The following is a 17,907-nucleotide window of genomic DNA, read 5'->3' as shown; positions in this document are numbered from 1 at the left end:
CATGGATCCTCTGGCCAGCCTGCTCCAAAGCTTTTCCCTGCACGCGGGTGTTTTCTACACCGGCAACATCTGTGGCATTCACGATTTCGAGCGCGACACCCAGCGCGGGCACCTGCACCTGATCCGCAGCGGCGACGTGCAGGTGCGGGGCGTGACACGACGTCGGTTTGCGGTGACCGAGCCCACGCTGATGTTCCTGCCGCGACCCGACCAGCACCGCCTGGTGGCCGACGACGGGGCCGGAGCGGACGTGGTGTGTGCCACGGTGCAGTTCGGTGGCTCTGGCATCAACCCGATCACCGCCTCCTTGCCGGATCTGGTCATGGTGTCTCTGAGCCAGTTGCCCGGGGTGGACGCTTTGCTGGACCTGATGTTCGACGAGGCGTTCCACGAACACCCCGGTCGCCAAGGGGTGCTGGACCGACTGTGCGAGGTGCTGATGGTCCGTCTGCTGCGCCACTGCATGGCCCAGGGTCTGACGCAGGGCGGCACGCTGGCGGGGCTGGCGGACGCACGGATCGGTCCGGTGCTCGCGGCCCTGCACGAATCGCCGCAACTGCAGTGGGATCTGCCCGGCATGGCGCACCGCGCTGGCATGTCGCGCGCCCGGTTTGCCGAGCGCTTTCGCGAAGTGACGGGGCAGACCCCGGCCGACTACCTGGCCTCCTGGCGTGTGCTGACGGCGCAGCGGCTTTTGGCGCGCGGGGTGGCCATCAAGCAGGTGGCGTTGGAAGTGGGGTACGGCAGTGCCAGCGCACTCTCTCGCGCCTTCGTGCGCAAGATCGGCATGGCGCCGGGTGCGTGGACGGCGCAGCCAGTCTGACTCAAGGTGTGTTCGACACGGGCGGCTCGCGTTCGTCGCTCATGTCCAGATCGAGCAGCCCCAGCTGAGGTGCCAGCGCGTGAAGCGTGGCCATCTGCTTCTCCACCTCCTGGCAGTTGCCGCACATCTTGAGGTGGATGCGCAGCCGCATCTGGTCGGCCAGGTCCAGGGGTTCGTCCAGTGCCTGGGACATGAGTTCTGCCGCCCGCTCACAGGAGTGAAAAATGTTCATGTGGCGCTCCGGACAGTGTGGCCATGGGATGTCATGCATTGGCGCAGGCCCATGCGTGCGCGGTGCAGCACCATGCGGCAGTTGTCAGCAGTCAGCCCCAGCCGTTCGCAGATTTCGGAGGTTTCGAATCCCAGCCATTCGCGCATCATGAACACGCGTCCGGTCTGCGGTGGCAGATGGCGCAAGCAGGCCTCCAGGCTGGACATGATCTGACGCTGCGCCTCCCGGCCTTCGGGCTGTTGCCAGGCGGGAACCGGCTCCAGGTACCCGCCCTGTTCGTTGAACTGTCCTTCGGCGGGGTCGGCTTCCTCTTCGTCGCTGGCGTTGTAGACCCGGCGGCGCTGGTGGGGCGAGCGGTACCAGTCGGCAATTTTGTTCTTCAGGATGGCGGTGGCCCAGGTGGTGAGCGAGGCATCGCCGCGGTGGGCTTGCGGACTCTCCAGCACGCTCATCAGGGTCTCCTGCGCCAGGTCTTCGGCCAGCGCTGGCTCGTGCACCAGCAGGCGCGCGTGCCGGACCAGACGCTGGCGCAGCGGTGTCCACGGATCGCCCGGCGGTGTGGAGGGGGTGCTGGGTTGGTTTGCATGAAGGCCCGTAGCGGTGTCCATGGTCTTGGTCTCCTGGGTTGAAGTACGCCGTCGCTGGAACAAGGCAGGTGGTGGTCCCACACAGTCGCTCTAGCAGTCTCGCGTCTTACAGTTCCCCCCGGACCCTATCCAGAAAAAAACGCTTCCAACCGCGGCCGGAAGCGCTGTGATGCAGGGCGACCCTGCCACGGGTGCACGGCGCACCGTTCAATGCATGGCCGCTATCGTGGGCGGGTGCAGAGCTGTCATGACTTGACCCGCGTGACGAGCATGGATTCACGGCGAAGGCCTGAGTCAGGAACGCCGTCCGTAGCGACCCGAATAGATCTGGTTGAAGCTGGAACCGTTTTCGCCGTCGGCGATCGTGTGACCGTTGCGGACGGCCTCGGCCAGTTCGGCCTTCACTTCAGCGCGGGTCTTGCCGAGCGATGCAGGCTGCTGGGGATATCGGCTCGGATAGAGCTGCCGCAGGGTGGCGCCGCTTTCGGTGTTCGCCATGATGTCGCCATTGCGAATGGCTTCGACCAGTTCAGCCTGCACCTCGGACCGGGTCTTGCCGATCGTGGCAGTCTGTTGCGGGTAGCGACTGGGGTAGAGCTGCCTGTAAGTGGCGCCAGACTCGCCGTTCGCCATCATGTCGCCATTGCGAATGGCCTCAGCCAGCTCGGCCTGCACTTCGGCGCGGGTTTTGGGCGCTGCAGGGTCGGCAGCGAGGGCCTGGCCGGCGGCCAGTGTGGACAGGGCAATGACCACGGCAGAGAGTACGGTTTTCATGGTGTTTCCTTTCGGGTTTGCAGCGCTGCGATCTGCAGTGCCGTCATGACCTTGGTCGGAACAACCTGAAAAAACGTGACAAGGATTTTTTCACCATCTTTGCGTTCACCGCGACCAGCACGGCAGGAGAACGATGGGTAGCAAAGCTGAGACGTTCAGTGATTCGCCGCGCTTGGACGGCTCATAGCATGGTGCTCAGTCACCGTCGAACCGATCCGGATTCACCGACCGCGGCTTGTTTCACCTCATCCCCAGGAGCCCCACACATGTCAGCAGCACCCTATATCCAGCAACTCAAGCCCGTGGCCCACGCCGATGCCCAGGGCGCTCAGAAAGAGATCCTCGACACCGCGCTCAAGCAGGTGGGGTTCATCCCCAACATGTACGCCAACATGGTCAACGCACCGGCCGTCTTGAGCACCTACCTGCACGGCTATGGCTTGTTTCGCAAGGAGTCCGGCCTCACGCCGACCGAGCAGGAGGTCGTGTTCCTGGCGGTCAGCCGGACCAATGGCTGCAAATACTGCACGGCGGCGCACAGCATGATTGCCGACAAGATGTCCGGTGTGCCGGCGCCTGTGCTGCAAGCGATCCGCAGCCACCAGCCCATTCCCGATCCGAAGCTGGCCGCACTGTTTGAAGTCACCACCGAAATGGTCAAAGGCCTGGGCCAGCCCAGCCCTGCAGCGGTCAAAGCGTTTCTCGATGCTGGCTACCAGGAGCGCGATCTGCTCTACATCGTGCTGGCGGTGTCGGTGAAGGTGCTGAGCAACTATTCCAACCACGCGTTCGGCACGGCCGTGGACGAGCGCTTCGCGGCCTACAAGGTCGATTGAGACCGGCAAGCCCATGACCCCTTCTTTCGTTCCAGAAACCTTCGAGCGGGTCATGGGCTGCACCGCCGACGAATTGTTGGCGTGGCTGCCCCGGGCCTTGCCCGAGGCCCGGTTGCAGACCGACGCGGCGGGGCAGAGCAATCTGGCGAGCTGGCCACAGGGGCGCCTGACGCTGAGCTGGCAGACCCTGCCGCCGCGCCGCATAGCGCTGCTGGTCATCCCGCAGCTGGCGGTGCGCTTCACCTACGAGGACCTGAGCGATGCTGAACGCTACCGGGTCCAGAAACGCTTTGACCTGCAGACGCACCGCGGCGGCGGTTGATGGCAGGTCACCATCTCGGGAGCCCACACCATGGACATCCAGGCACTGGCGTTTGACACCGGCGGCACGGTGTTCGACTGGCATTCTGGTCTCGTGGACGCATTCACGCGCGTGGGTCATGTGCATGACCTGACGCGCGACTGGCATGCCGTGACCAACGACTACCGGCGCGCGGCCATGAAAGCCATCGTCGGGCAGGTGCGACCCGCCTTCAACATGGACGACGTGCACCGCACGACGCTCGATGGCGTGTTGGCACATCACGGTCTTCAGGCATTCACCGCGCAGGACCGCTGGCAGATACACCGGGCGTGGCACGCGCTGAACACCTGGCCCGACTTTCCCGCCGCGTTGAACCGCCTGAAGCGCCGCTACCCGGTGGTCTCGTTCACCATGTTGCCGCTGGCCATGGTGGTGGCCGTCTCGCGCCGCAACGACATCGACTGGGATGCCGTGGTGTCGTGCGAGATGATCGGCGTGTACAAGCCACAACCCGAGGCCTATGCGCAGGTCGCCACCTGGCTGGGCCTGGAGCCGGCGCAGATCCTGATGGTGGCTTGCCACAACTTCGACCTGAATGCGGCACGAGGCTGCGGCTACCAGACCGCTTTCGTCCGCCGGCCACTGGAGTGGGGACCGGCTGGGCCGCCCGATCCGCATCCCCACCCCGACTGCAGTTTCGTGGTCGATGACTTCCCCGCGCTCGCACAGCGGCTGGGTGTTTGAGGGACTGTGTGATGAAGGCCATCTGGAACCACACCGTGATTGCGCAGAGCGATGACATCGTGGAGCACGAGGGGGTCAGCTACTTTCCGCTCGGCTCGCTGGTCAAGGCGCACGTGCGCAGCAGCTCGACAAACACCGTGTGCCCCTACAAAGGCATGGCCAGCTACTACGACATCGTGGTGGCCGGGCAGGTCAACAGGGACGCCATCTGGACCTATACCCACCCGACCGCGCGTGCCACTGCCATACGCGATCGTGTGGCCTTCTGGCGGGGTGTGACGCTGGCGCCTGACTGAGCGTGCTTGCCAACGCACAACGTCATCGCGATGGGCGCGCTGTAAGGATGCCGTGATGGGCAGCGACTGAAGGGCACAAGCCGTCTGGCTTGCCATCGACCGCTTTTCAGGAATTGCCCATGTCCCACCCGACCACCCGCGCCAAGAGAAAAACCGCCCTCGTCACAGGGTCCACCAGCGGTATCGGTCTCGGTATCGCGACGGCGCTGGCCGCGGCGGGGTGCGACATCGTGCTCAACGGTTTCGGCGAAATCGAAGCCATCGAACAACTGCGCAGCGAGCTGTCGCAGCTGCACGGGGTGAACGTGCACCACAGCGGCGCCGACCTGTCCGATCCGGCGGCCACGCAGGCCATGATGGAAGAAGCCATCGGCACCCGCGGCGCTATCGACATCCTGGTGAACAACGCGGGCATTCAATACGTGGCGCCGGTGGACGAGTTTCCGGTGGACAAGTGGAACGCGATCATCGCGATCAACCTGTCGGCCGCGTTCCACACCACGCGGCTGGCCTTGCCCGGCATGAAGACGAAGGGGTGGGGCCGGGTGATCAACGTGGCCTCTGCGCACGCGCTGGTGGCATCGCCGTTCAAGTCCGCCTACGTGGCGGCCAAACACGGCATCGCCGGGTTCACCAAAACGGTGGCGCTGGAAGTGGCCACCCAGGGCATCACCGCCAACGCGCTGTGCCCGGGCTATGTGTGGACACCGCTGGTGGAAAAGCAGATCCCCGACACGGCCAGGGCGCGCGGCCTGACCGAACAGCAGGTGATCGACGATGTGCTGCTGCACGCACAGCCCACCAAGCGCTTCGTCACCATCGAGCAGGTGGCGGCCTACGCGGCTTTCCTGTGTTCCGACGCCGGCGCCAGCATCACCGGCGCGGTGATGCCCATCGACGGCGGCTGGACGGCGCAATAACGAAAGGCGGATCGATATGGCCACACGCGCAAAAACCCCATCCCGCCAACCCCGCGATTCCGCCCAAACGGTGGCCGCGAAGGTGGCGCGTACCAGGATGGAAATGCCGAACACGAACTGCCCGCCCCAGCAGACCGTGATGGTCATGCAGGGCGGTGGCGCGGTAGGGGCGTTTCACCTCGGTGTCTACCAGGCCCTGCACGAAGGCGGCAAGGAGCCGGACTGGGTCATCGGCACCTCCATCGGTGCGATCAACGCCGCATTGATCGCTGGCAACCATCCCCAGCACCGGCTGGCGCGCTTGCGTGAGTTCTGGGCGCGCATGCAGTCGCGGCAGGCGGGGCAAGGCGTCTTTGCACTGTGGCCCTCGCTGGCCGGGTTGGCGCAGTGGCAGCACAACCTGGGTGTGGTGGGGCAGGGCATTCCCGATTTCTTCAAGCCCAACCTGCCCGCCTGGTTCAACCCGCGCCAGGCGCTCGGCATCGAACAGGCGGCGTACTACGACACGCAGCCGCTGCGCGACACACTCGGTGAGCTGGTGGATTTTGAATACCTCGCGCGCTCGCCCATGCGCATCACGGTGGGCGCGGTCAACGCGCGCACCGGGCAGATGCGGTATTTCGACAGTCGGCACGAACGCCTCGGCGTCGACCACATCATGGCCTCAGGGGCGCTGGCGCCGGCTTTCGGTGCCGTGCGCATCGACGGCGACCCGTACTGGGACGGCGGGCTGTACTCGAACACGCCGATCGAGGTCGTGCTGGACGACAAGCCGCGCTGCGACTCGCTGATCTTTGCCTGCCGCCTGTGGGAGCCGCACGGGGATGAACCGCAAAGCCTCTGGGACGTGCAGGGCCGTTTGAAAGACATCCAGTTCGCCAGCCGGGCCGAATCGCACATCGAGCGCCAGCGCCAGTTGCACCGGCTGCGCCACATCATCCGCGACCTGGCCCGGCAAGTGCCCGACAGCGCCCACGCGCGCGAGCTGGGCGCCTGGGGTTGCAACACGGTGATGCACGTCGTCAGCCTGATGGCGCCGCACCTGCCGGGTGCGGACCAGAGCAAGGACATTGACTTCACGCCCCGCGGAGTGGGCATGCGTTCGGACGCCGGGCTGAAGCTGGGGCGCCAGGCGCTGGCGGAAAAGCCTTGGGAAGCGCCACACGATCCGCTCGAAGGGGTGTGTCTGCACAGGCTTCACCTGGACGCAGCGGTTGCGGCGCCGGCCGACCTGGCCTGATTGTTCATTGACGCCTGTAAGGAATGCACGCGTGGGGGCGACTGAACTCATCACCCAGGTCCCATTCAAGGAGTCAACATGGTTCTTCGCCGCGTCTTTTTTGCCTCTGTTCTGTTGCTCGCCAGTGCTGCCTCGCACGCGCTGGAGATCAAACCCTTTTCTGCCGCGCTGCTGGCGCAGGCCCAGGCCAGCAACCAGCCGGTGGCGCTGCACTTCCATGCCGACTGGTGCCCGACCTGCCGCGCGCAGGACAAGGTCTTGCAGTCCCTCAAGAGCGAGTCGGGTCTGGACCTGACGGTGATGGTCGTCAACTACGACACCGAGAAGGACATCAAGAAGCGGTTCAACGTGCGCGCCCAGTCCACCTTCGTGGTGCTGCGCGGGCAACAGGAGTGGGCGCGCCTGGTGGGTGACACCGACCCAGCCGCCATTCGCACCGCATTCAAGTCCGCGCTCTGAGCGCAACACACGCATGTCTGATCTGGTCTCTCTGCCACAACTCGGTTTCAGCCTGGCCGCCGGAGGCCTGACGACGCTCTCACCCTGCGTTTTCCCCATGCTCCCCCTGGTGGTCGGTGGTGCGCTGCAGGGCAACCGGCTGGGGCCGGTGGCCATGGGCCTGGGCATGGTTGCCTCGTTCGCCGGCATCGGCGTGGTGCTCGGCGCCCTCGGGCCGGCGCTGGGGGTGGATGGCGACACCGTGCGCTTTGCGGGTGCCGCCATGTTGATCGCCTTTGCGGTGGTGATGCTGGTGCCCGCGCTGGGCGAACGCTTCACGCGCTGGATGTTGCCGCTGGCCAATTCGGCCCATGCCGCATCGTCGGGGCTGCAGGGCGGTTCGCTCACTGGTGCGTTTCTGCTCGGCGGTGTGCTGGGCCTGGTCTGGAGCCCCTGCTCAGGTCCTTTGCTCGGCTCGGCGCTCACCCTTGTGGCGAGCGAGGGTGGCCTGGCGCGGGGCGGCTTGATCCTGGGTGTTTTTGGCCTGGGGGCGGCCATTCCCCTGGTGGCCGTGGCGTACGCCTCGCGCAGCGGCTTCAACCGTGTGCGCGACTGGGTGATGGCGCGCATCGATCGCGTGCGCCACGCTTTTGCCGTGTTGCTGGGCCTGCTGGGTGTGGCCATCCTGATGGGCTGGGACAAACGGCTCGAAGCTTTGTTCGTGCAGTGGATGCCCGACGCCTGGGTCAACCTCACGGTGGGCATCTGACCGATTCTTCAACCACGGGTTCTTCGGTGAACCGCTCATTTCAAGGAGACCTTCCCATGCATGCCATGACCCAAACCCTTCCGCTGATCGGCGCTTCGGTGCTGCTGCTGGCCGCGTGCGGCACCGTCGAACCGCAGAAACCGCAGGCGCTCCTCACCGCTCCGGCTCCGGTGTCATACGACGGGCATGTGGCGGGCGAAGCGACCGACTATGTGTTTGTGCTGGTGCCCGACGCCAACCCGGCCACACCGGGCCTGGCCCTGAAGGCGGGCGAGTCGCTGCAGCTGGCGCTGTCTCCGGCGTTCAAGCGCAACGCCTCGGTGCCCATCGTGGCCGACCGGGACACCAATCTCGTGCTGACCAAGGGCTGGCCGCAGGGTGCCGTGCCGCTGGCCGGGCAGTACCGCATAGACTATGTCGAGAAAGACCACGTCATCACCGTCACCGCGCTCAAGGACATGGCGGCAGAAGGCGGCAACGCACCGGGCATCAAGGTGATTCATCTGCGCGGTCGCAGCTTCACCAACCCGGCCACCGGCGGTTACCCGGTGACGGTCACGCGCCGGTCCGCCCAGGGCCAGGTGCAGGCGGTCTGGCAAGGAGGCATGCGGGTGCAGGAAGAAATGCTGGAGGCACGGCTGGCGCCCACCAATTTCCATGTGCCACCGGGCGCGAACACCGACTTCCAGACGGTAGCGACCGGGCAGGTCGCCCCCATGCACCTGGGGCTGCTGCTCTGGGGCGCCAACGGTGCACCGCTCAACGGTGTGGGCGTGGCGCCGCGCGACATCAACCGCTTTCCGCGCTACACCGGTGGTCTGCTGGTGCAGGACAGCAACGGCGACAAGCGCCTGGACCCGGCGGTCGACACGGTGGTCGGCGGCATCATCGGTGCGGCACCGAAAGGCGCCACGGGCCAGGCGGCCACCAGCCCGCTGGGTGCCGATGGCAATCCGGTGCTTTCGGGGCAGGTGCTGCGCAGCGACCGCTTTCCGCCTGCGGCCGGAGGCGGCAAGCCCAACCCGGGTCTGCTCGCGATCCAGTTCCGCGCGGGCAGCCTGCCGGGCCTGTACCGGCCCACGGTCGAAGTACTCAAGGGCAACAGCCACCAGTTCACGGTCGAGGCCCGCTGATTCACCGGGGCGGTGCCCAGCCTCAGAGCCCGCGCCGGGTCGCCTCGGCTTGTAGGGCATCGAGATCGGCGGCCCAGTCGATGCGCGACTGGCTGAGCACCTCCAGGCGGTGGTTGCTCAATGCATCCGCCAGGGCGCCGTGCTTCGCGAGGCGGGCGTCCCGGCGCTGCAGCAGGTCGGCGATCAGGGGGCGGTACAGCGCCAGAAAATGGCCCAGCCAGGCGCAGGCGTTTTCGTGGCCGGGCACCGGGCCGGGTCGGCAGCGGTCGAGGCAGGCCAGGGTGAGCGCAGTGTCGAACCAGTGGCCTTCGGTGACCCACTGGTTGGTGGTGAAGAGCTTGACCGGCAAGCCACGGGCGTCGAGCGCGATGGCCAACATGTGCGTCGGTGCGCTGCGTTTCCAGACCTTGCGGCCTTGTGTGGGGCGGCTGCGGCGGCCTGACGCGGTGGCGTGCCAGAACACGTGCAGATGCCCGTGTTCGTCGCCGTGGGTGCGGTGGGCGTGGTAGTAGAACTGGGTCCCGCTGGCCAGATCAATGACGTCGGATGGCGGGTAGTGTTCGTACGCCACCACCTCGGCGCCTTGCACCCAGCTTTGGAGCAGGGAGCCCGCTGCTTCCGTGGCGGTGGCGAAGGCTTCTACGCTGGCCTGGCCGTGGTGCAGGGCGGCGCCCAGTTCGGTGAATGGGGCCGAGCGCCAGTGTCGGCGCAGCAGGGCGGATGCAGGCATGGATGCAGGTCGATGACACGTCCCCAGAGCGGGGTGCCGTTCAGGGGACGTGGGGCACGGGTTGATTACTTTTTGGGTGCGCAGGCGCCGCATTTGGCCTTGCAGGCGCTGCACTTAGGCATGGTCTTGGACGTGCCGCATTTGGCGCCGCAAGCGCGGCAGGCCATGGCGCAGCCACCCAGGGCGGCGGTGGTGACAACGGCCGCAGCCAGGCTCAGGGACAGGCGGGAAGAAAGTGATGACATGGGGGTTCTCCGGTGAAGTGACAGAAACCAGTGACATGCGCGAGGCCGGATGCCCACGAACAGTCCTTGGTGGGGCTTGGTCGTCACCTGGAGCCGGATCATTACAGCGATCGGTGTAATCCGGATGCGGCGATCACCGACCAAGCGCCATGTGGCTCAGTTTTGTGTTGGTTTTTCTGATCGGCTTCGCGGCCCACCGTGCCAGCTTGTGCACGGTGCGCGCGGTGATGCAGTGGATGGAGCAGCGCAAGGCCAGCTTGCTGGTCAGTTTTTTTTACGCCTCGCTCTGGGCCAGCCTGGTCACGGGGTTGTTTGTCTGGGTGGGAGCGCCCATCGCCGGGCGCCCCGTGCTGGCCAGCAGCTGGCTGTTCAGCGTGGTCGGCGGTCTGCTGTTCGGCATGGGGGCAGCGGTGAATGGCGGCTGTTCCTTGTCCACCTTGCAGCGGCTGGCGGACGGCGAAACCCGTCTGCTCACCACGCTGGCGTTCTTTGTGCTGGGCAGCCTCGTGGTGACGTGGCTGCAATCGGTCGGCACACTGCCCTGGCCCCATGCGGAAGCACTCTGGTGGAGTGCGGTGGGCGCGGGCTTTCGCAAAGCGCTGATGTTGCTGCTGCTGGCGTGGGCGGTGTGGCAGCTCGTGGTGCTCTGGCGCTGCAGAGTCCACCACCAGCGCCCAGACAAGTGGCTTCTGGCGCCCAGGTATCGACTTTCAATGGCCGCGATGGTGCTGGGTCTTTGCAGCGGCCTGCTGTTCCTGCTGGAAGGCGCCTGGACCTACACCAACTACCTGCGCGAGCTGGGTGTTTCTTGGATATCCGGAACGAAGCCGCCAGGATGGTATCGCCTGACGCTGGTCTCCTGCCTGTTCGTGGGCATGGTGGTCTCGTCGGTGCAGCGCGGCCAGTTTCAATGGCGCGGCGCGCAGACCATGTTCGGGTGGCGCAACATGCTGGGCGGCGGACTCATGGGCATCGGTGGCGCACTGGTGCCGGGAGGCAACGACACCGTGTTGCTGGTGTTGATGCCCACGCTGTCGTTGCAGGCGCTGGCCAGTTTTGCGGCCATGCTGACGGGGATCTATGTGGTGGTGAAACTGATGAAGGCGCCCGAGCGTGCCTGATGGGTGGTTGATCCCGAATATTGACAAAGGTCGTTCGCCGTTTCCACTGGTGCATCTTGGATGCATGGTCCTTGATGCCGCGTTGATCATCTAAAATGCGGCGATGCAGCATTTCCACCCAGCCCTTCAACGCCCCACGGTGACCTACCGTGGCTCGGCTTTGCCGCGTGGGTATTTCAGTTCGGTCACACCGCCTTGACCGGCGCCGGGCATCTGGCCTGGCCATCGCGCTCTGCTTCAACTGTCCGTCTGGGCGGTTTCTCCTTTTCTCCTCTTCCTCGACTCATCTTCGCTTCGCTGCGAGGGTGCTTGACTCATGTCCCTTCAGAAAATTCAACAGGACTGGTTCGCCAACGTCCGCAACGATGTGCTCGCCGGCCTGGTGGTCGCGCTCGCGCTCATCCCCGAGGCCATCGCCTTTTCCATCATCGCGGGCGTGGACCCGAAGGTGGGGCTGTACGCCTCGTTCTCCATTGCCACCATCATCGCCTTCATGGGTGGGCGCCCTGGCATGATCTCGGCCGCCACCGGCGCCATGGCGCTGCTCATGGTCTCGCTGGTGAAAGACCACGGCCTGCAGTACCTGCTGGCCGCCACCGTGCTCACCGGCGTGCTGCAAGTCATTGCGGGCTGGGTGAAGCTGGGGGTGCTGATGCGTTTCGTGTCGCGCTCGGTGGTCACTGGCTTCGTGAATGCCCTGGCCATCCTAATTTTCATGGCCCAGTTGCCCGAGCTGAACCCGCAGACTGTGGGTGTCACCTGGCATGTGTACGCCATGACGGCCGCGGGCCTGGCCATCATCTACGGCCTGCCCTACCTCACCAAGGCCGTGCCCTCGCCGCTCGTGACCATCGTGGTGCTGACAGCCTTCTCGATCTGGATGGGCCTGGACATCCGCACCGTGGGCGACATGGGCGAGCTGCCCGACAGCCTGCCGATGTTCCTGATCCCGGACATTCCGCTCAACGTCGAGACCCTCAAGATCATCTTCCCCTACGCGCTCACGCTCATGGTGGTGGGCCTGCTCGAATCGCTGATGACCGCGACCATCGTCGACGACCTGACCGACACCAGGAGCGACAAGAACCGCGAATGCGTGGGCCAGGGTGTGGCCAACATCGCCACCGGCTTCATCGGCGGCATGGCCGGCTGCGCCATGATCGGCCAGAGTGTGATCAACATCAAATCGGGCGGGCGCGGGCGCCTGTCCACCCTGGTGGCCGGCGTGGTGCTGCTGATCCTGGTGGTGTTCCTGGGCGACTGGGTCAAGCAGATCCCCATGGCCGCGCTGGTGGCCGTGATGATCATGGTCTCCATCGGCACCTTCAACTGGGGCTCCATCCGCAACCTGCGCGACCACCCCAAGAGCTCCAGCGCGGTAATGATCGCCACCGTGGTGGTGACCGTGGCCACGCACGATCTGGCCAAGGGCGTGCTCACCGGTGTGCTGCTCTCGGGCTTCTTCTTCGCGCACAAGGTGGGGCAGATCCTGCGCGTGCGCTCGATGTCAGACAACGAGGGCCGCAGCCGCACCTACACCGTCGCCGGCCAGGTGTTCTTCGCCAGCGCAGAGCGCTTCGCCAACGCGTTCGACTACAAGGAGGTGGTGGACACGGTGCGCATCGACGTCAGTCGCGCGCACTTCTGGGACATCACCGCCGTCAGCGCGCTGGACAAGGTGGTGCTGAAGTTCCGCCGTGAAGGCACCGAGGTGGAAGTGATCGGCCTGAACGAAGCCAGCACCACCATGGTGGACAAGTTCGCCATCCACGACAAAGACGGCGCCGACGACATGCTGGTCGGTCACTGAACAGGAGCATCAACATGACCCAACAAGACAACAAAGTGCTGGCCTGTGTGGACCTATCGCCATACGCCGAACACGTGGCCGACTACGCCGCCTGGGCCGCCGAGCGCATGGCCGCGCCGCTGGAATTCCTGCACGTGATCGACCGTCACCCTGCCCTGCAGGGCAGCCAGGACCACAGCGGCGCCATCGGCGCCAATGCCGAAGAAACCCTGCTCAAGAACCTGAGCGAGCAGGACGCCGCCCGCACCCGCGCCGAGCGCGAACAGGCCCGCAGCTTCCTGCAGGGTCTGCGCGAGCGGGCGCTCGCCACCGGCGCCAGCCCGGTGGACACGCGCCAGCGCCACGGCGATCTGGCCGAAACGCTGAGCGAGCAGCAGGACGGCGTGCGCCTCTTCGTGCTGGGCCGGCGCGGCGCCTCGGCCAGCACCACGCAGCGCGACCTGGGCCGCCACGTGGAATGGACGGTGCGCTCGCTGCAGCGCCCCATCCTCGCGGTGACCGACCGCTTCAAGGCGCCCGAGCGCGTGCTGATTGCCTTCGACGGCAGCGCCATCACACGCAAGGGCGTGGAGATGGTGGCGGCCAGCCCGCTCTTCAAAGGCCTGCCGGTGCACGTGCTGATGTCGGGCAAGCCGTCGGGCGACGGCCCGAAGCAGATCGAGTGGGCGCGCCAAACGCTGGAGCAGGCTGGCTTTGGCGTGGTGGCGGACATCGAGCCCGGCGACCCGGAAACCGTGATCGGCCACGCCATCCAGAAAATGGGCGTCGACCTGCTCGTGATGGGGGCCTACACCCACTCGCCGCTGCGCAAGCTGTTCATGGGCAGCAAGACCACCGAACTGCTGCGCGCGGCGAGGGTACCCACGCTGCTGCTGCGCTAAGAGGAAACCGAACAGTCCACCCTGGTTGACCTCGACTGAAGCTGGGTCCCAGCCTGAGCCTTGCGATTGCCCTGGTTCGCGCCTGCTGGTGTGGTGGGGCTGGCTCGCTGATCCCTTCATCCTTGCACACCGTCGGGTAGCAGCGGCGCATTGCTGCGCCGCCGCCCCCTAAGAACCGGACGTGCGAGTCACCCCGCATCCGGCTCAAGCCATTCTTCAGCACCATGGGTTGGCACCGAACAATTTGACGGAACGTTTCGCGGCTCGACGACGGGCCAGGTACGCAGTCCACTCCGGATCGAACGGATGGGCAGCCCCAGGAACCTTGACGTGGCGGGTGATCGCTACCGTCATCGCGCAGAAGAGCTGAAGGCTGACCGTTTTGCCGTCAGTCGAACCCCTCGTTGCGAAGGCCCAAGACCGTGATCCTCTTACCCTGAAGTACCGTCTGATGACCCATCGTGCCCCTTTGGCGGGGTGCCTGCGCACGGCCCACCTCCAAAGCATGTGCCAGATGTGCGAGTCAATCAATGAGAAGGTCGCTTTCGCCGCAGCATGACGGTGATACATGGCCCAACCTCGGATCACAGGGTTGAGTTGCCGGATCACCGCATCCTGCGTGGCGCTCGCGTTGTCCTTGATGATGTCCCTGACCTTGTCCAGCAGCGACTTGATGCTCTTCTTCGCCGGCTTGGTCAGCAACTGGTCGCCGTACTTGCGCACGTTCTGACCCAGGAAGTCGAACCCTTGCCCGATGTGCGTGATCCGGGTCTTCTCCTCCGACAGTTCCAGCCCGCGTTCGGCCATGAACCGGCGGATTGCAGGCAGGACCTGGGATTCGAGCACGTCTTTCGACGCACCAGACACCACGAAATCATCGGCATAGCGGATGACGTTGAGCTTGGCCCTGCGGCGTGCGCGTTCCGATCCACCGGCACTCGCATGCACCACCGCCTCCAAGCCATCCAACGCCATGTTCGCGATCACGGGCGAGATGATCCCCCCTTGGGGTGTACCTGCCCGCGTCTCGAACAAGGATCCCTCATCGACGTAGCCGGCCTCCAGCCATGCGCGCAGGACCGCCTTGTCCATCGGTATGTGCTCCAGGAACCAGGAGTGACTGAAGTTGTCGAAACAACCTCGGATGTCACCCTCCAGAATCCACTGCGCCGAAATACGGCGCGACAGGACCGTGAAGCACTGTTCGATGGCATCGGCAGTCGCGCGCTCAGGCCGAAAGCCGTAGGAGTTCGGGTCCGCCTGTGTCTCCGCGACGGGTTCCAGGGCGAGCTTCCACAAGGCCTGCATCGCCCGGCACCGCATACATGGAATTCCCAGCGGACGCTTCTTTCCATTGCTCTTGGGAATGTAGACCCGCCTCAGCGGCATCGGGCAGTAGCCACGATGCCCCAGCGACAGCATCCCCTTCCATCTGGCCGCCGGGGTCAGCCAGACTTTTCCGTCCACCCCCGGCGTTCTCTTCCCACTGTTTTCCGTCACTCGCTTGACGGCAAGCATCTTGCCGCTGTGCGAGCGGGTCAGCAGACGTTGCAAGGTTTGCACCTTGCCCCACCTGCCTTCCCGAACTGCCTTGGCGATACGCATCTGAAGTCGCTTCACCTCTGCTTCGATGTGGGGCCAGTTGGCCTGGTCCCACATCAGCGTAGCGGGCGAGGACGCACCAGCGCCCGATACCTTCGTATCGTTCGCCGTCATCTGCTTTTCCTCGTACAACGATTGGTCAAGATTCTCTCGCCATGAATGACCGCGCGGAAGTCTGCCCGCTTTCGCGTCGGGCGATGTCGCAGCCCGTATCCCGTCCATTACAGCCGGGCTTTCGCTTTCTCCGCATTCCTCTACCCACCACACCCACAGCGTTCCTCACGGTTCGCCTGCCGTTGCCGGCAGCGTGATGGGCTTACCCTGTTCCGCATGAATTTCCGGATGGTGCGGACCCGTCCTGTGCGCCGGCGGCAATCATGTCCATGACGGTCCAGAGAACAAAGGACCGTGCCTTGCCGCATACCTTTTGGTTCAAGCCTTTCAGCACCTTTGGCTTGTCTGACATTACGACGCGTTGTCGGACGTTCACATGTGTTGGTCGTACCCACCCATCCCTTGCTCCTCTCCGCCCTTGTGCTGGCAGATTCCGCTTCGCCTCACGGCTTGGCGTACCGGTAAACCGGCGGCAACGTTGTCCCCGGAGCTTCATACCGAGCCGTTGCCAGCTCCGCATGTCCGGGTAGGGAACGGCTGATGGAACAGCCGGTTTCATCAGGTCATAGCTACCTCCGTGAAACAGAAATTCAAGCGACCTCAGGTCGCACGTTCTCGCCGTCAAGGTCTGCGCGCCCGGTGGGCGCTGGCGGCCTGTCGGCCGTCTTCGAACCTGTGACCGCTGCGCTGCGGTGTTCCGGTTCCGGTCTCGGGCAATCCCGCCCGATCACCGGAGTTGGTCATGGACGACAAGTCATACATTTCGCTGGAACAGCAGCTGTGCCTGGTGTGCGGCACCTCTTTTGACACAGGCAACCTGCTGCTCGACCGACGCCTGCGCGCGAGCATGGCACTCCACACGACCACGGGCTGGAGCCTGTGTCCCGAGCACCAGAAGATGTTCGCAGAAGGTTTTGTGGCACTGGTCGAATGCGATCCGCGGCGCAGCGGGGCACCGTCCGGTTCGGGCCGGATGAAGCCTGAACAGACCTACCGAACCGGTCAGCTGGTGCACATCAAGCGGGAGGTGTTCACCCGGGTGTTCAACGTCCCGGTTGACGCTGGGCAGCCTTGTGTCTTCGTTGAACCCGGCGTGATCGCGCAGCTGCAGGCCATGGTGGTGCCCGCGGCGGGTTGACGCTGCGCTGAATCTTCAATGCGCCGCCCCGCAGACTGCGGGCGCGGCGCTTTTCTTTTGCAACGCATGAATGGCAACGCCTGCGCGCCGGCCTTGCCGGCTTGCCTGGCCTTTGCGGGCGCTCCCCCCGTCAAGGGCCGCTGCGGCGCCCGTGTCCTCGGCTGCGCCTGCGGGCCGCGCCAGCGCCTTCGCTTCCTCCCTTGACGGCGCACCCGCGCCGGCCCCAGCGGCTGCCCATGGCCGCGAAGGGCTTCGCGGCCCCTGCGGAGCCCAGCACCCAAGGAGAGCGCCCATGCACAACACCCACTGAACCCCCATCTGTTTCGTCTGACCTTTCATTGAACCAAGGCCCCGAGAGGGGCAGGAGATTTCACATGAACACCGTTTCTCAACCCGAAGCCCTGGCGCTGAACGCCGTGGCAACCGCTGCGGCCATAGGCGCAGCAGCCAGAACCGAGGAATCCTTGAGCGTCCCGGAGGTGGCACCCTATGAGTTGCATCTGATCCCGCTCTCGCGCTTGCGTCCGTCCAGCCGCAACGTGCGCCAAAGCGGCAACACGGCCATTCCCGAACTCGCAGCGTCCATCGGCCGCCTGGGCCTGCTGCAGAACCTGACCGTCATCGAATCGCCCGATGGGCTGTCGTTCGAGGTGGTGGCTGGGCGTCGGCGGCTGGCCGCGCTGAAGCTGCTGGTCAAGCGCCACAAACTCGACAAGGACCACCCGGTGCCCTGTCTGCTGGTGCCCGACACTTCGGCCCGCACCGTGAGCCTGACCGAGAACGTGCAGCGCGAACCCATGTCCCCGGTGGACGAACTGTTTGCCTGGAAGGCGCTGGTGGCCGAAGGGCGTGCACTGGAAGACATTGCGGCCGACTTCGGGGTCACGCCACTGGTGGTCAAGCGGCGGCTGCGGCTGGCCAATGTCTCGCCCCGGCTGCTGACGGACTACCAGCAAGGCAAGGTCTCGCTCGAGCAGTTGATGGCCCTGGCGATCACCGAGGACCACGCGGCGCAGGAAGCCGCGTTATGCCGAGATCGGCATAACGCGGCTTATGTGGAGTGCGAGGTTATGCCGAGCACGGTCGGCAACAGCCTGCATAGATTCCCAGAATCACTCGGCATAACTGTGCCCCTCGTGGGCTCTTTTACGTTGCGTTCCGAACTTCGGC

General features: G+C 65.2%; 21 protein-coding genes. 15 read left to right on the top strand and 6 right to left on the bottom strand.

Features of this window, described 5'->3' with window-relative positions; translation table 11 throughout:
* Position 1 precedes the first annotated feature (1 nt).
* Positions 2-823, top strand: coding sequence for an AraC family transcriptional regulator (locus AB7F11_RS18745; RefSeq protein WP_428290514.1), 822 nt, complete (start codon positions 2-4; stop codon positions 821-823).
* Between the two features lies 1 nt (position 824).
* Here AB7F11_RS18745 and AB7F11_RS18740 read toward each other — a convergent pair whose 3' ends face one another.
* The 3 genes from AB7F11_RS18740 to AB7F11_RS18730 all read right to left on the bottom strand — a co-directional run bounded on the left by AB7F11_RS18740 (position 825) and on the right by AB7F11_RS18730 (position 2,416).
* On the bottom strand, positions 825-1,055 hold the full coding sequence (locus AB7F11_RS18740) for a zf-HC2 domain-containing protein (RefSeq protein ID WP_428290515.1): 231 nt from the start codon (positions 1,053-1,055) through the stop codon (positions 825-827).
* Positions 1,052-1,663, bottom strand: a complete 612-nt coding sequence (locus AB7F11_RS18735; RefSeq protein ID WP_428290516.1) for a sigma-70 family RNA polymerase sigma factor — start codon at positions 1,661-1,663, stop codon at positions 1,052-1,054. Before AB7F11_RS18735 ends, AB7F11_RS18740 begins: the two co-directional genes overlap by 4 nt.
* A gap of 273 nt (positions 1,664-1,936) precedes the next feature.
* On the bottom strand, positions 1,937-2,416 hold the full coding sequence (locus AB7F11_RS18730; RefSeq protein ID WP_428290517.1) for a DUF4148 domain-containing protein: 480 nt from the start codon (positions 2,414-2,416) through the stop codon (positions 1,937-1,939).
* 266 nt (positions 2,417-2,682) lie between these two features.
* Here AB7F11_RS18730 and AB7F11_RS18725 point away from each other — a divergent pair, with 266 nt between their 5' ends.
* The 9 genes from AB7F11_RS18725 to AB7F11_RS18685 all read left to right on the top strand — a co-directional run bounded on the left by AB7F11_RS18725 (position 2,683) and on the right by AB7F11_RS18685 (position 9,096).
* A complete protein-coding gene (locus AB7F11_RS18725; RefSeq protein ID WP_428290518.1) occupies positions 2,683-3,252 on the top strand; it encodes a carboxymuconolactone decarboxylase family protein in 570 nt (189 codons plus the stop codon).
* Positions 3,253-3,265: 13 nt separating this feature from the next.
* On the top strand, positions 3,266-3,574 hold the full coding sequence (locus AB7F11_RS18720) for a hypothetical protein (protein WP_428290519.1): 309 nt from the start codon (positions 3,266-3,268) through the stop codon (positions 3,572-3,574).
* Positions 3,575-3,604: 30 nt separating this feature from the next.
* On the top strand, positions 3,605-4,300 hold the full coding sequence (locus AB7F11_RS18715; RefSeq protein ID WP_428290520.1) for a haloacid dehalogenase type II: 696 nt from the start codon (positions 3,605-3,607) through the stop codon (positions 4,298-4,300).
* Positions 4,301-4,311: 11 nt separating this feature from the next.
* The gene (locus AB7F11_RS18710; RefSeq protein WP_428290521.1) at positions 4,312-4,596 is read left to right on the top strand and encodes a DUF427 domain-containing protein; all 285 of its coding nucleotides are present in this window, start codon (positions 4,312-4,314) and stop codon (positions 4,594-4,596) included.
* A gap of 119 nt (positions 4,597-4,715) precedes the next feature.
* On the top strand, positions 4,716-5,516 hold the full coding sequence (locus AB7F11_RS18705; RefSeq protein WP_428290522.1) for a 3-hydroxybutyrate dehydrogenase: 801 nt from the start codon (positions 4,716-4,718) through the stop codon (positions 5,514-5,516).
* Between the two features lie 103 nt (positions 5,517-5,619).
* Positions 5,620-6,756 (top strand): patatin-like phospholipase family protein, encoded by a 1,137-nt coding sequence (locus AB7F11_RS18700; protein ID WP_428290523.1) that lies wholly within the window; start codon positions 5,620-5,622, stop codon positions 6,754-6,756.
* 78 nt (positions 6,757-6,834) lie between these two features.
* On the top strand, positions 6,835-7,215 hold the full coding sequence (locus tag AB7F11_RS18695) for a thioredoxin family protein (protein ID WP_428290524.1): 381 nt from the start codon (positions 6,835-6,837) through the stop codon (positions 7,213-7,215).
* Positions 7,216-7,228: 13 nt separating this feature from the next.
* Positions 7,229-7,963 carry a cytochrome c biogenesis CcdA family protein gene (locus AB7F11_RS18690; protein ID WP_428290525.1) on the top strand — a complete coding sequence of 245 codons (735 nt, stop codon included), beginning with the start codon at positions 7,229-7,231 and terminating at the stop codon, positions 7,961-7,963.
* A gap of 56 nt (positions 7,964-8,019) precedes the next feature.
* Positions 8,020-9,096, top strand: coding sequence for a hypothetical protein (locus tag AB7F11_RS18685; protein ID WP_428290526.1), 1,077 nt, complete (start codon positions 8,020-8,022; stop codon positions 9,094-9,096).
* Between the two features lie 22 nt (positions 9,097-9,118).
* Here the strand turns inward: AB7F11_RS18685 and AB7F11_RS18680 are convergent, their stop codons facing one another.
* Both AB7F11_RS18680 and AB7F11_RS18675 read right to left on the bottom strand, forming a co-directional pair.
* Positions 9,119-9,826, bottom strand: coding sequence for a DUF6969 family protein (locus tag AB7F11_RS18680; RefSeq protein ID WP_428290527.1), 708 nt, complete (start codon positions 9,824-9,826; stop codon positions 9,119-9,121).
* Between the two features lie 65 nt (positions 9,827-9,891).
* Positions 9,892-10,071 (bottom strand): hypothetical protein, encoded by a 180-nt coding sequence (locus tag AB7F11_RS18675; protein WP_428290528.1) that lies wholly within the window; start codon positions 10,069-10,071, stop codon positions 9,892-9,894.
* A gap of 149 nt (positions 10,072-10,220) precedes the next feature.
* On the opposite strand from AB7F11_RS18675, the gene AB7F11_RS18670 reads away from it, so the two are divergent.
* From AB7F11_RS18670 to AB7F11_RS18660, 3 genes are all read left to right on the top strand, one after another.
* Positions 10,221-11,192, top strand: coding sequence for a YeeE/YedE thiosulfate transporter family protein (locus AB7F11_RS18670; RefSeq protein WP_428290529.1), 972 nt, complete (start codon positions 10,221-10,223; stop codon positions 11,190-11,192).
* Between the two features lie 316 nt (positions 11,193-11,508).
* Positions 11,509-13,002: a SulP family inorganic anion transporter gene (locus AB7F11_RS18665; RefSeq protein ID WP_428290530.1), complete on the top strand. Its 1,494-nt coding sequence runs from the start codon at positions 11,509-11,511 to the stop codon at positions 13,000-13,002.
* A gap of 14 nt (positions 13,003-13,016) precedes the next feature.
* Entirely contained in the window at positions 13,017-13,883 is an 867-nt protein-coding gene (locus AB7F11_RS18660) for a universal stress protein (protein WP_428290531.1), read from the top strand.
* 216 nt (positions 13,884-14,099) lie between these two features.
* On the opposite strand, the gene ltrA is transcribed toward AB7F11_RS18660, so the two are convergent.
* Entirely contained in the window at positions 14,100-15,599 is a 1,500-nt protein-coding gene (gene ltrA, locus AB7F11_RS18655; RefSeq protein ID WP_428300803.1) for a group II intron reverse transcriptase/maturase, read from the bottom strand.
* Between the two features lie 742 nt (positions 15,600-16,341).
* On the opposite strand from ltrA, the gene AB7F11_RS18650 reads away from it, so the two are divergent.
* A complete protein-coding gene (locus AB7F11_RS18650) occupies positions 16,342-16,737 on the top strand; it encodes an ATPase (RefSeq protein ID WP_428300090.1) in 396 nt (131 codons plus the stop codon).
* Positions 16,738-17,111: 374 nt separating this feature from the next.
* Positions 17,112-17,907, top strand: a 796-nt coding sequence (locus AB7F11_RS18645) for a ParB/RepB/Spo0J family partition protein (protein WP_428300091.1), incomplete at its 3' end; no start/stop codon positions are given.

The organism is Hydrogenophaga sp. (genome assembly GCF_050250835.1).
In the GTDB taxonomy this organism is placed as follows: domain Bacteria; phylum Pseudomonadota; class Gammaproteobacteria; order Burkholderiales; family Burkholderiaceae_C; genus Hydrogenophaga.
This window is presented reverse-complemented; position numbering and strand designations above follow the sequence as displayed.

What these genes read in the sequence shown, in the direction of transcription:
- AB7F11_RS18730 (WP_428290517.1), bottom strand. Translation starts at nt 2,416, where the DNA reads ATGAAAACCGTACTCTCTGCCGTGGTCATTGCCCTGTCCACACTGGCC.
- AB7F11_RS18720 (WP_428290519.1), top strand. Translation starts at nt 3,266, where the DNA reads ATGACCCCTTCTTTCGTTCCAGAAACCTTCGAGCGGGTCATGGGCTGC.
- AB7F11_RS18670 (WP_428290529.1), top strand. Translation starts at nt 10,221, where the DNA reads ATGTGGCTCAGTTTTGTGTTGGTTTTTCTGATCGGCTTCGCGGCCCAC.
- AB7F11_RS18740 (WP_428290515.1), bottom strand. Translation starts at nt 1,055, where the DNA reads ATGAACATTTTTCACTCCTGTGAGCGGGCGGCAGAACTCATGTCCCAG.
- ltrA (WP_428300803.1), bottom strand. Translation starts at nt 15,599, where the DNA reads ATGACGGCGAACGATACGAAGGTATCGGGCGCTGGTGCGTCCTCGCCC.
- AB7F11_RS18715 (WP_428290520.1), top strand. Translation starts at nt 3,605, where the DNA reads ATGGACATCCAGGCACTGGCGTTTGACACCGGCGGCACGGTGTTCGAC.
- AB7F11_RS18690 (WP_428290525.1), top strand. Translation starts at nt 7,229, where the DNA reads ATGTCTGATCTGGTCTCTCTGCCACAACTCGGTTTCAGCCTGGCCGCC.
- AB7F11_RS18660 (WP_428290531.1), top strand. Translation starts at nt 13,017, where the DNA reads ATGACCCAACAAGACAACAAAGTGCTGGCCTGTGTGGACCTATCGCCA.
- AB7F11_RS18665 (WP_428290530.1), top strand. Translation starts at nt 11,509, where the DNA reads ATGTCCCTTCAGAAAATTCAACAGGACTGGTTCGCCAACGTCCGCAAC.
- AB7F11_RS18700 (WP_428290523.1), top strand. Translation starts at nt 5,620, where the DNA reads ATGCCGAACACGAACTGCCCGCCCCAGCAGACCGTGATGGTCATGCAG.
- AB7F11_RS18705 (WP_428290522.1), top strand. Translation starts at nt 4,716, where the DNA reads ATGTCCCACCCGACCACCCGCGCCAAGAGAAAAACCGCCCTCGTCACA.
- AB7F11_RS18680 (WP_428290527.1), bottom strand. Translation starts at nt 9,826, where the DNA reads ATGCCTGCATCCGCCCTGCTGCGCCGACACTGGCGCTCGGCCCCATTC.
- AB7F11_RS18725 (WP_428290518.1), top strand. Translation starts at nt 2,683, where the DNA reads ATGTCAGCAGCACCCTATATCCAGCAACTCAAGCCCGTGGCCCACGCC.
- AB7F11_RS18650 (WP_428300090.1), top strand. Translation starts at nt 16,342, where the DNA reads ATGGACGACAAGTCATACATTTCGCTGGAACAGCAGCTGTGCCTGGTG.
- AB7F11_RS18675 (WP_428290528.1), bottom strand. Translation starts at nt 10,071, where the DNA reads ATGTCATCACTTTCTTCCCGCCTGTCCCTGAGCCTGGCTGCGGCCGTT.
- AB7F11_RS18735 (WP_428290516.1), bottom strand. Translation starts at nt 1,663, where the DNA reads ATGGACACCGCTACGGGCCTTCATGCAAACCAACCCAGCACCCCCTCC.
- AB7F11_RS18745 (WP_428290514.1), top strand. Translation starts at nt 2, where the DNA reads ATGGATCCTCTGGCCAGCCTGCTCCAAAGCTTTTCCCTGCACGCGGGT.
- AB7F11_RS18710 (WP_428290521.1), top strand. Translation starts at nt 4,312, where the DNA reads ATGAAGGCCATCTGGAACCACACCGTGATTGCGCAGAGCGATGACATC.
- AB7F11_RS18685 (WP_428290526.1), top strand. Translation starts at nt 8,020, where the DNA reads ATGCATGCCATGACCCAAACCCTTCCGCTGATCGGCGCTTCGGTGCTG.
- AB7F11_RS18695 (WP_428290524.1), top strand. Translation starts at nt 6,835, where the DNA reads ATGGTTCTTCGCCGCGTCTTTTTTGCCTCTGTTCTGTTGCTCGCCAGT.